Origin of the sequence: Parabacteroides massiliensis, assembly GCF_900155425.1 — a bacterium.
Lineage (GTDB): Bacteria > Bacteroidota > Bacteroidia > Bacteroidales > Tannerellaceae > Parabacteroides > Parabacteroides massiliensis.
This window is the reverse complement of sequence record NZ_LT700191.1, coordinates 173,918-189,079: the sequence shown is the minus strand read 5'-3', so window position 1 is coordinate 189,079 and position 15,162 is coordinate 173,918. Positions and strand designations below refer to the sequence as shown.

Below are 15,162 nucleotides of genomic sequence, written 5' to 3'. Positions count from 1 at the left end.
TTTATTTTGTGCCTAATACGACATCGTAGAATTCATTGAATTTATCCATATAAACATCCGGTGACTGGTAAGGCAGGAATGGAGTGTGCTTTTTAGTGGCAATATAATCCAACACATCCTGGTTGATCGTTTCACTGCCTTGTATCACACCGTCTGCGAAATCTATGGCAAGCTTGGTCAGCCCGATGAAGCTTGTATCCGCTTTGATGCCTTTCAGGTCGCTGTCTTTGGCTCCATCCATCTTTAATTTATTCGCAAATTCTTTTCGGAACGGTGTTTTGAAGTCATCGTTGTAGATAGAGTATACGATCTTTGCATCCTTGAGGCAAGGATCGTCGGCATACATACGTTTGATGTACAGGGCTGTGAGCGCTGACATCCAACCATGGCAGTGAATGACGTCCGGTATCCAACGGAGCTTTTTCACTGTTTCCAATACACCACGGACATAGAAGATCGAACGGTCGTCGTTATCCTCATATTCGTTACCTTCATCATCGCTGATAGTATGCTTTCTTTGGAAGAAGTCTTCATTGTCGATGAAATATACCTGCATGCGGGCTGCCTGAATGGACGCTACCTTAATGATCAACGGGTGATCGGTATCATCAATGATGAGATTCATACCCGAAAGCCGGATTACTTCGTGCAACTGGTTGCGGCGTTCATTAATGCTACCGAACTTGGGCATGAAAGTCCTAATTTCACGACCGCGTTCCTGTATGCCTTGCGGCAGGTTTCTGCATATCGTTGCAATCTCTGATTCGGGAAGGTAGGGTGTTATTTCTTGAGCTATAAACAAGATTTTTTTTGCATCCATTCTGTAAACTAGTTTTATAAAGACGCTACAAAGATACAAAATTTCTTTCATTTACCGCAATTATTTATTTGCTTTGCACCGTCAATAAGCATCTAAAGGATGAAAATAGTAAACAGCATTAAGGAATTGAAGAGTTATCTTGCTGAAGAAAAGCGTGATAACAAACAAATTGGCTTTGTTCCCACTATGGGAGCATTGCACAACGGACACCTGAGCCTGGTTAAGCGTTGTGTGGAAGATAATGACGTATGTGTGGTCAGTGTTTTTGTCAATCCGACCCAGTTTAACGATAAGCATGACCTTGAAACGTATCCTCGTACGTTGGACAAAGATTGTGCTTTGTTGGAATCGGCTGGGTGCGATTATGTATTTGCTCCCTCGGTAGAAGAGATGTATCCGGAGCCTGATACCCGCACATTCGATTTCGGCACTGTCTCGGCTGTAATGGAAGGGGCACGCCGTCCCGGACATTTCAACGGGGTCGCCCAGATCGTAAGTAAGCTTTTTTATGCCGTCGAACCGGATAATGCCTATTTCGGTGAAAAAGACTTCCAGCAGATCGCGGTGATCCGGGCAATGGTGAAGCAACTGAATATTCCGGTGAAGATCAACGCCTGCCCGATTTTGCGCGAGGCTGACGGCCTGGCTTTGAGCAGCCGTAATGTGCGTCTGACACCCGAACAGCGTCAAAAAGCTCCGTTAATAGCTCGTACGTTAAAAGAAAGTACTAACTTTGTGCCCGAAAAGAGCGTGCAGGAGGTGATCGACTATGTTATCGATACGATAAACGCCGATCCGGTCATGCGTGTGGAATACTATGAGATTGTAGATGGCAATACGATGGAGTCCATCAAGAACTGGTCCGATACGACTTATCCGGTAGGATGTATCACGGTCTATTGCGGGGAGGTTCGTCTGATAGATAATATTAAGTACTAAATAATATAGATTTGTGGTGGTGGATTATGGTTTGTTTCCCGGATAATCATCGTTTTATATAGGAGAAACAAGCGTAGCTAAATAATTCATAAATCATAAATCATAAATCAGATCGTATGTTTATAGAAGTAGTTAAATCAAAGATTCACCGGGTGACGGTAACGGAAGCCAATCTGAATTATATCGGGAGTATCACTGTCGATGAGGATTTGTTGGATGCCGCCAACCTGATTGCCAACGAAAAGGTCGCTATTGTGAATAATAATAACGGCGAACGTTTTGAAACGTATATCATTAAAGGTGAACGTGGTTCGGGGGTGGTTTGCCTGAACGGAGCTGCTGCACGCAAAGCCCAACCAGGCGATATCATTATTATTATGTCGTATGCCTTGATGGATTTTGAGGAGGCGAAAACTTTTAAACCGTCGGTCGTGTTTCCGGATACGGCAACCAACAAACTGATATGAAGCATCGGTAGCTGAAAAATAAATGCAATAGCATATAAACGAAAAGCTCGCCTGATGTGGCGGGCTTTTTTTATGAGTATGGATTTCCTTCGTAAACGATATTATATATGTATACAAACAAGCAAATTTGGAATGTTAGTTATCCTATCTTTTTGAGTCTTCTGGCACAGAATGTCATTAATGTGACAGACACCGCGTTTTTGGGTCGGGTCGGTGAAGTCGAGCTGGGAGCTTCTGCAATGGGCGGCTTGTATTATATATGTGCCTTTACGATCGCTTTTGGGTTTAGTACCGGATCGCAGATCATCATGGCCCGCCGTAACGGGGAGCGGAATTATAAGGATGTCGGGCCGGTGATGATACAGGGCGTCTTTTTCCTGCTTATGCTGGCGGGTGTCATGTTCACCTTGTCCCGCCTGTTCGCCGGGGATATTATGCGGGTACTGATTTCTTCCGATACGATTCTGAACGCCACGGAAGAATTCTTGGACTGGCGTGTGTTCGGGTTCTTTTTCTCTTTTGTGAATGTGATGTTCCGTGCTTTGTTTATCGGTATTACACGAACGAAGGTGTTGACGCTGAATGCCGTTGTGATGGCGTTGACGAATGTGTTGCTGGACTACCTGCTGATATTCGGTAACTGCGGCTTCCCGGAATTGGGAATAAAAGGCGCGGCTATCGCTTCGGTGATGGCGGAGGCGGTGTCTATCGTGTTTTATGTGCTCTATACTCGGATAACGGTGGATATCAAGAAGTATGCACTGAATCAGTTCGGATCGTTCGATTTCAAACTGCTGAGGCGTGTGTTGGACATCTCGATATTCACGATGTTGCAGTATTTTATTTCGCTCAGTACTTATTTTATGCTGTTTGTGGCCGTGGAACATTTGGGGCAACGTGAACTGGCGATTGCGAATATTATCCGGAGTGTTTACATCGTTTTGTTGATTCCGGTCAATTCTTTATCGACGGCAACGAATACGTTTGTGAGTAACAGCATCGGAGCGGGACACAAGGATCAGGTCATCCTGATCATCCGCCATATAACCTGGATCTCGTTGGGGATCATGGCTGTTTTTGTGTCTGTCACTTGTCTGGTCCCTTCTGCGATACTATCGGTTTACACCAATGACGTGACATTGATACACGCCTCGATACCTTCCCTTTATGTGATTTCGGGAGCTCTGCTGATCGGAGCGGTTGCCAATATCGTGTTCAGCGGGGTGACAGGTACGGGAAATACCCGTTCGGCCTTTGTGATGGAGTTGGTCACCCTTGTTTTCTATACATTATTTATATATGTGGCCGGAATGCGCCTGCATATGCCGGTTGCCGTTTGTTTTATGACCGAGGTGGTGTATTATACCGGTTTATTGGTGGCGAGTGTCATTTATTTGAAGAAAGCATCTTGGCACGATAAGAAAATCTGACTCGGAATTTGTGATCTTTTCTTTATTCGTCAGTTTTTCTTACCTTTGCCTCTCATTCGAAGAATAGAAAATAAAATAAATATACATACGAATTATGTTTGAGAATTTAAGCGAAAGGTTAGACAGATCGTTTAAGCTGTTGAAAGGTGAAGGTAAGATCACGGAGATCAATGTGGCTGAAACATTGAAAGATGTGCGTAAGGCATTACTCGACGCCGACGTAAACTATAAAGTAGCCAAAAGCTTTACCGATACGGTAAAAGCGAAAGCATTAGGGCAGAACGTGCTTACATCCGTTAAACCCAGCCAGTTAATGGTCAAGATCGTGCATGACGAGTTGGCTGAACTGATGGGAGGAAAGGCGACCGATCTGGAACTGAAGGGAAATCCGGCAATCATCCTGATGTCCGGTTTGCAAGGTTCCGGTAAAACGACTTTTTCGGGTAAACTGGCGAATTTGCTGAAGACAAAGAAAAATAAAAAGCCGCTGTTGGCAGCTTGCGACGTGTATCGTCCGGCCGCTATCGAACAGTTGCGCGTGGTGGGCGAACAGGTCGGAGTGCCTGTCTATATGGAGCTGGAGAACAAAAATCCGGTGGAGATCGCGATGAATGCGATCCGCGAAGCACGTGCGAAAGGCAACGATGTCGTGATTGTCGATACCGCCGGCCGTCTGGCCATCGACGAGCAGATGATGAAAGAGATCGCTGCAATCAAGAGCGCCATCCAGCCGGATGAAACCCTGTTCGTTGTCGACTCCATGACCGGACAGGATGCAGTCAATACGGCAAAAGAATTCAATGAACGCCTTGATTTTGATGGCGTTGTACTGACGAAGCTCGACGGTGATACTCGCGGTGGTGCCGCTCTGTCTATCCGTACGGTAGTCGACAAGCCGATCAAATTTGTCGGAACGGGCGAAAAGATGGATGCTTTGGATATCTTCCACCCTGAACGTATGGCAGACCGTATCCTCGGTATGGGTGATATCGTTTCTTTGGTGGAACGTGCGCAGGAACAGTATGACGAAGAAGAGGCCAAACGCTTGCAGAAGAAGATTGCCAAGAATCAGTTCGACTTCAACGACTTCATTTCTCAGATCCAGCAGATCAAGAAGATGGGTAACCTGAAAGAACTGGCCTCCATGATTCCGGGCGTAGGCAAGGCTTTGAAAGATGTGGATATCGACGACAATGCTTTCAAGAGTATCGAAGCGATCATCTATTCCATGACTCCCGAAGAACGTACGAATCCGGCAATCTTGAACGGTTCGCGTCGCCAGCGTATCGCCAAAGGTAGCGGAACGACGATCCAGGAAGTGAACAAACTGATCAAGCAGTTCGACGAAACACGCAAGATGATGCGTATGCTGACGGCTGCCAAACCGGGAAGCAAGAAATTCCCTTCATTCAGAAGATAAAACCCGAAAAGAGAATAGAGAGAGTATGGAAGAACAACAGTATAAGCTATTGGACGGAAAAGCCGTTTCAGCTCAGATGAAGCAGGAGATGGCGGAAGAAGTGGCCCGCATCAAGGCTGCCGGTGGCAAGGTTCCTCATTTGGCTGCCATATTGGTCGGCCATGACGGGGGGAGTGAAACGTATGTCGCCAGTAAAGTGAAGACATGTAATGAGATTGGTTTCAAATCGTCTCTGATCCGTTATGAAGCCGATGTTACGGAAGAAGAGCTTCTTCACAAGGTGGACGAACTGAACAACGATCCGGATGTGGACGGCTTCATCGTGCAACTTCCGCTTCCGAAACATATCTCGGAACAGAAGATCATCGAAGCGATCGACTACCGTAAGGATGTGGACGGTTTCCATCCGATCAACGTCGGCCGTATGTCTATCGGCCTCCCTTGTTTCGTGTCGGCGACTCCGGCCGGTATTCTGGAACTGTTGAGACGTTACGAGATCCCGACTCGCGGCAAACATTGCGTAGTGTTGGGACGCAGTAATATTGTGGGCAAGCCGATGGCTACCCTGATGATGCAAAAAGCTTATCCGGGCGATTGCACGGTCACTGTTTGCCATAGCCGTTCCGAGAACCTGAAGGAAATGTGCCTGAGTGCCGATATTATCATTGTGGCCTTGGGTGTCCCCGAATTCCTGAAAGGCGATATGGTGAAAGAAGGGGCTGTGATTGTGGATGTCGGTACGACACGTGTGCCGGATGCAACTCGCAAAAGTGGTTTTAAACTGACTGGCGATGTCAAGTTTGATGAGGTTGCACCTAAATGTTCTTATATCACACCGGTTCCGGGCGGTGTAGGTCCGATGACCATTATCTCTTTGATGCGCAATACGCTTTTGGCCGGAAAGAAAGAGATTTATAAATGAAAATACTCCTCTCCGGGTTTTGTCTTTTGAGCATTCTGTCTTTATCCGCTCAGGATTCGCTGACAATCTTGTTTGCCGGTGATGCCATGATGCACCAGAGACAACTCGACAATACCCGGCGAGGAGATTCTTTTGATTTGAGCGGTTATTTCGCCGATATCGAAAAAGAGGTGAATGCTGCCGATATTGCTGTTGTGAACTTCGAAGTTCCGTTAGGCGGGAAGCCGTATAGCGGCTATCCGGCTTTCAGTGCCCCGGAAGATTTTGCTTTGGCTTTGCAAAAAGCCGGTTTCGACTTTTTCCTGTTAGCCAACAACCATTGTTTAGACAGGCGGACTCGCGGACTTGTCCGCACCATCCAAACGCTGGATTCTCTTGAAATCCGTCATACTGGAACCTTTCTTGACCGTGACCACCGTTGCCGCACATATCCGATGTTGCTTCGCAAAAAGGACTTTCGTATCATCATGCTTAATTATACTTACGACACCAACGGTTTGAAGGTCGATACACCCCGAATTGTCAATTATATCGATAAGGAAATAATGAAAGCTGATATCGCTGAAGCCAAGCTTTTCAATCCGGACTTTATCATTGCCAATATGCATTGGGGGGTGGAATATGAGCAGATGCCTTCTCGCAGACAGCGCGAACTGGCCGCTTGGTTGATGCAACAGGGGGTCGATCTGATCATCGGTTGTCATCCTCATGTTGTCCAACCGATGGAGCTTCGCAGAGGGAAAGATGGGACTTCCGACCATTTGGTCGTTTATTCATTGGGTAATTTTATATCGAACATGAGCCGGGAACATACCGACGGAGGTGCCATGGTAAAAGTCGTTTTAGGACGGAAAGGTTTGCACCGATACATCGCTTCCGCACAATATTCATTGATTTATTCCTCCCGGTATAAGAATAAACAGGGAAAAGAAGATATTCGGGTGGTTCCGGCAACTTTCGGGTCAGAAAAGAATCAAAATTCCTCTTTTTCAGTCGATTCGGTGTTAATTAAGTATGTAAATAAGACTCGTTTGTTTCTAAAAGATAATAATAAAGGGGTCGAAGAGTATGTTTTTTGACAAAAAAAGTGTTCGAATTATTTGCAGTTTAAAATAAAACCTCTATCTTTGCACCGTCTTAAAGAGATAAACACTTGATAAGATAAACATGGTGAGAATAGCTCAGTTGGTTAGAGCATCGGATTGTGGTTCCGAGGGTCGTGGGTTCGAGTCCCATTTTTCACCCGTAAGGCTGTCTGTAAAGGCAGCCTTTTTTTATTCCTCTTCGTTGTGATCTTGTCGTTTGTTTATAATTATTGAGAGTAAACAAACTGAGAAAGTTCTGTTTTTTTTGATGTGTAACCGGATGTTTTGTGGCATTGTATATAACACAAAAAAGGCTTTACTTTTAAAGTAAAGCCTTTTTAATATTCAATGGATTAACTGCGGAAGCGGGGGGATTCGAACCCCCGGTACGGTAACCCGTACGTCAGTTTAGCAAACTGGTGGTTTCAGCCACTCACCCACACTTCCATGAGTTTTGTGCTTTATTCCCTTGAATTGCGCTGCAAAGATATGCTTAAGTTTTTAAATATACAAAGTATTTGGTGCATTATTTTTAAATAAAAAAGTGCGTTTCCTTGCATATTATTGGCAATCAGAGGATTTTAATTCTGAGGTAGTGGACATTTATTTCTACACTCGGTTGTGATAGCTGGAATAAGTAAGAAAGAGATAGGGCATTCGGGAAAAAGATATTATTTTTGTGACCGGTTCTGATATACAGCAGACTGTAATATAATATGGAGAAAAAGAAGATGCGAAAGCGTACTCTCATAATCGGAATCCTCTCGTTTATCGTCCTCCTGTTGGCAGGAATGGGATTCTGGGCATACCGTTTGATACTTGCACCTGATTTTGAGCCACGCAAGACCGTATATGTTTATATTGACGAGAAGAAAGATTTTGAGGATCTTTGTCGCCAGTTGGCCGACTCTGCCGGTTGTCGGCGTATCGGGAGTTTCAGGCAGCTTGCCGGAATGCTGAAATATCCCCTTAGTATGCGTACCGGACGTTATGCCGTGGAGCCGGGTATGAATAACCTGACGATGCTCAACAATCTGCGTCGGGGGCATCAGGAGGCCACTCGGATCACCTTTAATAATATACGTTTCAAGCAGGACCTGGCCGAAAGGCTTGCTGGGCAGTTGATGATCGGAGAGAATGACCTGCTCTCTTTACTTACTGATTCAGCCTATTGTGCATCACTGGGCTTTACGACCGAGACGGTCCTTATACTGTTTATTCCGAATACCTATGAGGTGTACTGGAATATTTCCGCTGAGAAACTGATGCAACGTATGCAGCGCGAATATAAGAATTTTTGGAATGACGCCCGCTTGGCTAAAGCGAAAGAAATCGGAATGACACCGGTCGAAGTTGCCATTCTTGCATCCATCGTGGAAGAAGAGACGGCTGCCACAGACGAGTATCCTGTCGTGGCTGGTCTGTATCTCAACCGCTTGCAACGTGGCATTCCCCTTCAAGCAGATCCGACCGTCAAGTTTGCCGTGGGCGATTTCTCCCTCCAGCGTATCCTGTTCGAGCATCTGGAGATCGATTCTCCCTACAATACCTACAAGCATGCCGGACTTCCTCCCGGGCCGCTCCGTATCCCGACTATCAAAGGGCTGGATGCAGTGTTGAATCACATGAAGCATAATTATTTATATATGTGTGCAAAGGAAGATTTTTCCGGACGGCATAACTTTGCCGCCACTCTTTCCGAACATAATCGTAATGCCAACCGTTATCGGGCGGAATTGAACAGGCGGAAGATTCGATAAGCAGAGACCGGTTGTTGCGGATATGGGTAAAAGTCTTATCTTTGTGGGAAGATAACAGAAGAAAAAATCAAGTAAAACAAAATAAACGTTACATGGAAAAACATCTATTTTTAGGGGATGAAGCCGTGGCACAAGCAGCTATCGATGCAGGTCTGTCCGGTGTTTATGCCTATCCGGGAACCCCTTCGACCGAGATAACCGAATTCATACAGGGTTCGGCCATCGCAAAAGAAAGAGGCATTCACTGCCGTTGGAGCACGAATGAAAAAACTGCAATGGAAGCAGCGTTGGGTATGAGCTATGCTGGCAAGCGGTCTCTTTGCTGTATGAAGCATGTGGGGCTGAACGTTGCCGCCGACTGTTTCATGAATGCTGCCATGAGCGGTATCAATGGCGGTATGATCATCATTACTGCCGATGATCCTTCGATGCACTCTTCACAGAATGAACAAGACAACCGTATGTATGGCAACTTTGCCATGATCCCGATGCTTGAACCGTCCAGTCAGCAGGAGGCATACGACATGATATATGACGGGTTTGAATTATCCGAAAAACTGGGTTATCCTGTTTTGGTACGCATCACCACCCGTATGGCTCACTCCCGTGCAGGGGTGGTCAGACGCGAACAGAAGGAGGAAAACGAAATGCATACACCCGAAGATGGACGTCAGCGTTTCATCCTTCTTCCGGCACTTGCCCGCAAACGCTTCAAGACGTTGATCGCGGCGCAAGATGCATTTACCGCTTCTTCCGAAGCCTCACCTTATAATGCCTATTTCGACGGTCCTGACAAGGAGCTCGGAATCATCACGACCGGTATCGCGTTCAACTATCTTTCGGAGAACTATCCCGATGGTTTCGAACATCCGGTATTGAAAATCAGCCAGTATCCGTTACCCCGCAAGATGGTCGAAAAGATTGTTGGTGAATGTAAGGAAATCCTTGTACTCGAAGAGGGGTATCCGGTAGTCGAGGAGCAACTCAAAGGTTTCCTGGGTGTCGGTATACGGGTGCATGGCCGTCTTGACGGGACGTTGCAACGTGACGGCGAACTGACTCCCGATGCTGTCGGTAAGGCGTTGGGCAAGCAAATCGGGAGCTACTATGCCATTCCGGAAGTTGTCGAACAACGTCCGCCAGCATTGTGCCAGGGGTGCGGACACCGTGATATGTATGAAGCGCTGAATGAAGTGTTGGCCGGCTATAAAGGCGCCAAAGTGTTCGGTGATATCGGCTGTTATACGTTGGGGGCTTTGCCACCTTTCCGGGCAATCGACACTTGTATCGACATGGGAGCCTCTATTACGATGGCCAAAGGCGCTTCCGACGCAGGCGTTTTTCCGGCAGTGTCGGTTATCGGCGACTCGACATTCACGCACTCCGGCATGACTGGCTTGCTCGATTGTGTCAATGAAAACACGAATATCACAATCGTGATTTCCGATAACGAGACTACGGCCATGACTGGCGGACAGGACTCTGCAGGAACAGGCCGTCTCGAATCGATATGTGCGGGTATCGGTGTCGATCCGGCTCATATCCGCGTCATGGTTCCTTTGAAGAAGAACTACGACGAGATGAAAGCAATTATCCGCGAAGAAATCGAATATAAAGGCGTATCCGTCCTGATCCCTCGCCGTGAATGTATTCAGACATTAACTAGAAAGAAAAAAGCAAGCAAGAAATGAAAGCAGATATTATATTATCCGGTGTGGGAGGACAGGGTATCCTCTCCATCGCTGCCGTTATCGGAGAAGCCGCATTAAAAGAAGGTTTGTACATGAAGCAAGCCGAAGTTCACGGAATGAGCCAGCGTGGAGGTGACGTGCAGTCAAACCTCCGTCTGTCCGACCAACCGATTGCATCCGACTTGATTCCGCTGGGGCAGGCGGACCTGATCATCTCGCTCGAACCGATGGAAGCGCTCCGCTACCTGCCGTATCTGAAGAAGGACGGGTGGTTGGTGACCAATTCGCAGCCTTTCATCAATATTCCCAACTATCCGGAGGTGGATAAACTGAACGGGGAATTGGATAAACTGCCGCATAAGGTCGTGTTGGATGTTGAAGCTATCGCCAAAGGGGTTGGATCCGTACGTGCGGCCAACATTGTGATGTTGGGAGCTGCTGCCCCCTTTGTCGGTATCGAATATGATAAGATTGCCGATGGTATCCGCCACATATTCGGCCGTAAAGGCGAGGAAATCGTGGAAATGAACCTCAAGGCATTGAAAGCCGGTTACGATGTAGCACAGAGCATGCAAAAATAATATGCAAATGAAAAAGTATGTAATCCTTGCTTTTTTTGCTCTCCTTGCCCTTGTCGTAAAGGCGCAGGATGGGAGTGGGGACCTTGTAAAAGTAGGACAGCAGATGCCGGCTTTTACGATTGTGAACGACAATGGTACGCAGACGCTTTCTTCTTCTTTGAAGGGAAAAGTGATCTTGGTGAATTTCTTTGCAACTTGGTGTCCTCCCTGCCAAAAGGAACTTGCCGAGGTGCAAAAGACGCTTTGGCCGAAATACAAGGACAACAAGGATTTTGCCCTGTTGGTGATCGGACGCGAGCATACGGATGCCGAATTGCAGAAATATAACGAGAAAAAAGGTTTTACCTTTCCTCTCTATCCTGATAGGAACCGGGCTATCTATGGCGCTTTTGCCAAGAACCTGATTCCGCGCAGTTATTTGGTTGACAAGACCGGTAATGTGATATATGCCACTAAAGGCTATAGCGACGAGGAATTTGCCGAACTGATGGAAAAAATAGAAGCGGCTTTAAAATAAAGGATATGGAATATAAGAATGTACATATATTTATATGAAGACACGTGTACTGATTTTTCTATCTCTGCTTTGCAGTCTGCCGCTTGGCGCCCAGATCCGCTTGGAGGGTTACCGGCAAGCCGACATCAATCCCGAACTCCTTGCCGGACGCTGGAAAGCGTGCTGGATTTCCATGTCTGGAGAGCCTGCCAATGTGTATGGCGTTTACCACATGCGTAAGACGTTCGAACTGAGCGAAGTCCCATCCCGCTTTATTGTTCATGTGACGGCTGACAACCGTTACAAGCTCTACCTGAACGGCCGTTTCGTTTCGCTCGGACCGGCACGTGGAGATATCTACAACTGGAATTTTGAAACGGTCGATCTGGCTCCTTTCCTGAAAAAGGGGAAAAACGTGTTGGCGGCTGTGGTCTGGAATTATGCTGAGCAGAAGCCGGTTGCACAGATCAGTTTTAATCAGACCGGATTTCTCCTGCAAGGGAATACGGAGGTTGAGGCTGTTGTCAATACGGATGCTTCTTGGTTGTGTATGAGGAACGAAGCCTATGCTCCTTGGCATAAACCAGTCTTGGGCTATTATGTAGCGGGACCGGGTGAACTTCTCTCCGCATCAAAGTATCCTTGGGGATGGGAACAGTCTGCTTATGACGACAGCAAGTGGCTGCCTGCCCGTACGGGGATCGAGGGAGGGGCGAAGGGATCGCGTGATTATCCCGGACGCTTGCTTGTGCCTTGTCCGATTCCCCCGATGGATTTGCAACCCGAACGTTTTGAGGCTGTGCGTATCTCCGAAGGGGTGAAGGTGCCTGCCGGATTCCTGAAAACAAAAGCTTCGCTGACAGTTCCTGCGAATAGCAAGGTGTATCTCCTGCTTGACAATGGTAAGCTGACAACGGGCTATCTCTCCCTTTTGTTCAGTCGTGGCAAGAATGCCGAAATAGCGATAGCCTATGCCGAAGCTCTTTATGAAGACAAGGAGCAGGGTACGACTAAATCTTATTCGCTTCCGGCAAAAGGAAACCGTGATGATGTGGAGGGTAAAAGATTCATTGGATATGAAGACAAAGTGATTGCCGACGGAGGCGAAGGGCGCGATTTTACCACCCTTTGGTGGCGTACGTGGCGGTATGTGGATCTGGCGATCTCGACTGCCGACGAACCGCTTGTACTGGAAGATGTCTATGGTACGTTCTCCGCTTATCCTTTCCGAAGCGAGGTCGCTTTTTCTGCACCCGGACACGACGAGTTGAATAAGATGCTTGAGATAGGTTGGCGTACGGCACGCCTTTGTGCGAACGAGACTTATATGGATTGCCCTTATTACGAACAGTTGCAGTATTTCGGCGATACTCGTATCCAGGCGATGATTACCTTATATAATACGCATGATGCTTATATGGTGAAGAATGCAATCGAGCAGGGACGGCAGTCGGTCGTAGCTGACGGAATTACGATGAGTCGTTATCCGTCGAGCCTGCATCAGTTCATTTCTTCCTTCTCACTTTGGTGGATTTGTATGGGGCATGACTACTGGATGTATCGCGGGGATGAGGCTTATATGAAAACTTTGCTGCCTGCTTATCGTGGAGTGCTTTCCTGGTACGAGCAGTGGTTAAAGCCGGATCATAGCCTGGGATATGTGCCACATTGGTTCTTTGCCGACTGGGCTGCCGGTTTTCAGTCGGGCGAACCTGTGCGTGAAAAGGAGGGTAATTCTGCTTTTCAGGACTTGATGTATATCTTGACGCTCGAATCGGCTGCCGAGATGGAACAGGCTTTCGGCATTCCGTCGATGGCAGATCATTATATGCGAATCGCTTCTGCGATCCGGGGAACGATCCGGGCGAAATACTGGGATGCTGCCCGTGGATTGTTTGCCGATACTTACGATCACCGTAGTTTCTCGCAGCATGTCAACTCGTTGGCTATACTGGCGGGTATCGTGACGGGCGAGGAGGCCGCAGAGGTGATGGCGCGAACGTTGAACGATCCGTCGCTGATACAAGCGACAATCTACTTCCGTTACTATGTGCATCAGGCATTGAAGACCGCCGGTATGGGTGACCGCCTGCTCGACAATCTGCAGATTTGGCGAGACCAGATGGCCTTAGGGTTGACGACTTGGGCGGAGATGCCCGAACCGACCCGTTCCGATTGTCATGCCTGGGGAGCCAGTCCGAATATCGAGTTTTTCCGTATATTGTTAGGTATAGACAGCAATGCACCGGGTTTCAAGTCTGTCCGTATCGCTCCGTCATTGGGTGACCTGAAAGAGGTCTCGGGTACGATGCCGCACCCGGCGGGCAGCGTGACTGCTTCCTATAAACTCGATAAAAAGGGCAAGTTGACGGCACGTCTTATATTGCCGGCAGGTACAGATGGCCTATTCGTTTGGAAAGGAAAAGAATATCAACTCAAATCCGGTGAACAGGTCTTGACGGTAGAATAAGGTTATCGATATCTCCCTTATTGTATAAAATGATCCCGAAAACTGAAAAAAAATCTCGAATCAAGTTGTATTTGACATATTTTTTTCAAGCTTAAAAAAGATTGAAAAACGATTTATCCCGTGAGGAGCGCAGATAATTTCCATGACGACCGTCTTCATCGCTATGAAGTCCGACTTCGTGTATGACGAGTTCGGCACTTCACGGCGATGAAGACGGTCGTCGTGGTGATGAGGACGGTCGTCGTAGAAATGAAGTGTCTGATCCCTCAAAAATAGCCCCTATTTTCCTAACCTGTTTCCGTACGGCCCCCTGTCTGGATTCAAATATTCGATTCTCCGAAAGTTAAGGTTTATCGGAATGTGTAGGATGAGAGATGTCGGCTTGACAAAATATATGGTTTTGAGATGAGGTACGCAGGTCTTTTGTGCGTATGTCACAAAAAGCAAGATTTTAGCAGAGAAAAGTCAACTCAAAATCATCTGTTTTGGGGATCGAAATAGAAAAACAGTAGGTTATTGTAAAAAATGTTGTACTATTTCTCGCACATACGTACCTTATAATAACAGATATTCTCCTATAAAAAAACAGAGAAAAAAGTTCTCAAAAAATTTGTTTGAATTCATAGAAAGCTCTACATTTGCACCCGCATTCGAGCGAGAGTGGCGAAGATCGACGTAATGGAGAAGAGGTAACCCGGGAGAGGGGATGAGGTTAGCGAGGCTAAGCGAGATGTCCGACCGTCCGGTGGCTTTGAAAAAAAACTTTTCAAATTTTCTTTCGAAAAAATTTGGCGGTTAAAAAAAAGTCCTTACCTTTGCAGCCGCAATCGAAACGATAGCGACAAGTTCTTTGAAAGATTTACATATCAACAAGTAGTACAAGAGACGTATTAATAATACGAAACATACCGTCAAGGACTACAATAAAGAGACGAGATTCTGAGCGAAGGTATAAAAAAACAAATCAACAACGAAGAGTTTGATCCTGGCTCAGGATGAACGCTAGCGACAGGCTTAACACATGCAAGTCGAGGGGCAGCATGGTTTGTAGCAATACAAACTGATGGCGACCGGCGCACGG

The 15,162-nt window shown here is 46.9% G+C and carries 12 protein-coding genes and 2 tRNA genes; 12 read left to right on the top strand and 2 right to left on the bottom strand.

Features of this window, described 5'->3' with window-relative positions:
• Nucleotide 1: 1 nt before the first annotated feature.
• A complete protein-coding gene (locus BQ9893_RS11845; protein WP_075967350.1) occupies nucleotides 2-820 on the bottom strand; it encodes a glycogen/starch synthase in 819 nt (272 codons plus the stop codon).
• A 99-nt stretch (nucleotides 821-919) separates the two neighbouring features.
• On the opposite strand from BQ9893_RS11845, the gene panC reads away from it, so the two are divergent.
• From panC to BQ9893_RS11810, 7 genes are all read left to right on the top strand, one after another.
• Nucleotides 920-1,759: a pantoate--beta-alanine ligase gene (panC, locus tag BQ9893_RS11840; protein WP_075966230.1), complete on the top strand. Its 840-nt coding sequence runs from the start codon at nucleotides 920-922 to the stop codon at nucleotides 1,757-1,759.
• 116 nt (nucleotides 1,760-1,875) lie between these two features.
• Nucleotides 1,876-2,226, top strand: a complete 351-nt coding sequence (gene panD / locus BQ9893_RS11835) for an aspartate 1-decarboxylase (protein ID WP_005646588.1) — start codon at nucleotides 1,876-1,878, stop codon at nucleotides 2,224-2,226.
• Between the two features lie 107 nt (nucleotides 2,227-2,333).
• On the top strand, nucleotides 2,334-3,656 hold the full coding sequence (locus tag BQ9893_RS11830; protein WP_075966229.1) for an MATE family efflux transporter: 1,323 nt from the start codon (nucleotides 2,334-2,336) through the stop codon (nucleotides 3,654-3,656).
• Between the two features lie 94 nt (nucleotides 3,657-3,750).
• A complete protein-coding gene (gene ffh / locus BQ9893_RS11825; RefSeq protein WP_075966228.1) occupies nucleotides 3,751-5,076 on the top strand; it encodes a signal recognition particle protein in 1,326 nt (441 codons plus the stop codon).
• A 25-nt stretch (nucleotides 5,077-5,101) separates the two neighbouring features.
• Nucleotides 5,102-5,998, top strand: coding sequence for a bifunctional methylenetetrahydrofolate dehydrogenase/methenyltetrahydrofolate cyclohydrolase FolD (folD, locus tag BQ9893_RS11820; protein ID WP_075966227.1), 897 nt, complete (start codon nucleotides 5,102-5,104; stop codon nucleotides 5,996-5,998).
• On the top strand, nucleotides 5,995-7,077 hold the full coding sequence (locus BQ9893_RS11815; protein ID WP_075966226.1) for a CapA family protein: 1,083 nt from the start codon (nucleotides 5,995-5,997) through the stop codon (nucleotides 7,075-7,077). Before folD ends, BQ9893_RS11815 begins: the two co-directional genes overlap by 4 nt.
• A gap of 91 nt (nucleotides 7,078-7,168) precedes the next feature.
• Nucleotides 7,169-7,242 (top strand) — tRNA-His (locus BQ9893_RS11810).
• A gap of 201 nt (nucleotides 7,243-7,443) precedes the next feature.
• Here BQ9893_RS11810 and BQ9893_RS11805 read toward each other — a convergent pair.
• Nucleotides 7,444-7,530 (bottom strand) — tRNA-Ser (locus BQ9893_RS11805).
• A 284-nt stretch (nucleotides 7,531-7,814) separates the two neighbouring features.
• Between BQ9893_RS11805 and mltG the strand changes: the two genes are divergently transcribed.
• The 5 genes from mltG to BQ9893_RS11780 all read left to right on the top strand — a co-directional run bounded on the left by mltG (nucleotide 7,815) and on the right by BQ9893_RS11780 (nucleotide 14,081).
• A complete protein-coding gene (gene mltG, locus BQ9893_RS11800; RefSeq protein ID WP_075966225.1) occupies nucleotides 7,815-8,843 on the top strand; it encodes an endolytic transglycosylase MltG in 1,029 nt (342 codons plus the stop codon).
• Between the two features lie 92 nt (nucleotides 8,844-8,935).
• Entirely contained in the window at nucleotides 8,936-10,534 is a 1,599-nt protein-coding gene (locus BQ9893_RS11795) for a thiamine pyrophosphate-dependent enzyme (RefSeq protein ID WP_075966224.1), read from the top strand.
• Entirely contained in the window at nucleotides 10,531-11,115 is a 585-nt protein-coding gene (locus BQ9893_RS11790; protein WP_075966223.1) for an indolepyruvate oxidoreductase subunit beta, read from the top strand. The genes BQ9893_RS11795 and BQ9893_RS11790 overlap by 4 nt, the downstream gene beginning before the upstream one ends.
• 7 nt (nucleotides 11,116-11,122) lie before the next feature.
• The gene (locus tag BQ9893_RS11785) at nucleotides 11,123-11,632 is read left to right on the top strand and encodes a TlpA family protein disulfide reductase (protein WP_075967349.1); all 510 of its coding nucleotides are present in this window, start codon (nucleotides 11,123-11,125) and stop codon (nucleotides 11,630-11,632) included.
• A gap of 34 nt (nucleotides 11,633-11,666) precedes the next feature.
• Complete coding sequence (locus tag BQ9893_RS11780; protein ID WP_075966222.1) at nucleotides 11,667-14,081, top strand: alpha-L-rhamnosidase-related protein; 2,415 nt, start codon at nucleotides 11,667-11,669, stop codon at nucleotides 14,079-14,081.
• Nucleotides 14,082-15,162 lie beyond the last annotated feature (1,081 nt).